Genomic DNA, 1,092 nt, shown 5'->3' on the forward strand with positions numbered 1-1,092 from the left:
CTAGCCCTCAAATTCTTTACTTTTGTCAAAGAGGAAAGCGGAGCGATCCTTGACAAAAGTAAAGAATTTGAGATCATTAAGAAAGACTAAGCAGGCTTGTTCCTAAAGTATTCGCGTACTACTTCATTGGGACTCTTAAAATTTAAAACCTTTCGATGGATATTATTGCCTCGGTTCACATATCGACGATGTGCTTTCTTCAATTCTTGCACACTCTTAAATTCTCGACGATTGTAGAATCGTTCCCCATCTTCTCGGTGACTTCTTTCAACTATGCCGTTCTGCCATGGAGAATAGGGACGGGTCTTGAGATACTCTATCTCCTTACTCTCTAATATCTCCTCAAAGATGGTTAGTTTATCGGTAACATCTGGATCATTGGTAAATTCACGCCCATTATCTGTTTGAACCTTCGTGATATCAAAGCCTAGACACGCTTCTAACTCTAATAAAAATAAAGCGGTATTGGTGACCGTTTTTTCATCCACAATCTCACAGTAGCGTTTGCGCGAATACTCATCGATCGCTGTGATTTGATAATAACGAATGCCTTTCGAATCAAACTTAAGACAATGCATGGGCACATATTTGATATCGATTTGTACCTTTTCGCCTGGATAAGTTACTTGGGTCGGTTTCCATCTAGACTTGGGATATTTTTTCTTAGCATCCGCTACGCTCTTATTCCAACCCTGCTCACGAATCTGTTTGCACATACTATCATAACTACGTGAATAACCTTCACGCTGACATTGAACATAAACTTCCGCGAGCCCTTCATGACCATAGCGTTGATATTTTGCTTTAATTATTTGTAGTTCGTTATCGGTATGCTGATTAGGGTGTGAGTGAGGACGTCGTGATTGATTTCTTATACTCTCCCAACTTCCGTCATATCGATCACGCCAACGTTTTACATTTTGTCGAGACGTATGATAACGCCGAGCTGCTGCTGCATTATTATCATGTTCGATGGCATACTCTACAATTCTTTTTCTTAATCGCATTTCTTCTGTTATAATATTTTTCATGGGAGCTTCCTTTCGCTAAGTTGTTTGTATATCTTTAGTGTAACAGAAGCTCCCTATTTTT

At 39.4% G+C, this 1,092-nt stretch carries 1 protein-coding gene; it reads right to left on the reverse strand.

Features of this window, described 5'->3' with window-relative positions:
- Positions 1–86 precede the first annotated feature (86 nt).
- Entirely contained in the window at positions 87–1,031 is a 945-nt protein-coding gene (locus tag ACQV2X_RS08725) for a DDE-type integrase/transposase/recombinase (protein ID WP_428874605.1), read from the reverse strand.
- Positions 1,032–1,092: the final 61 nt, after the last annotated feature.

Source organism: Facklamia sp. P12945, from assembly GCF_050409485.1.
Taxonomy (GTDB): Bacteria; Bacillota; Bacilli; order Lactobacillales; family Aerococcaceae; genus Facklamia.

What these genes read in the sequence shown, in the direction of transcription:
- ACQV2X_RS08725 (WP_428874605.1), bottom strand. Translation starts at nt 1,031, where the DNA reads ATGAAAAATATTATAACAGAAGAAATGCGATTAAGAAAAAGAATTGTA.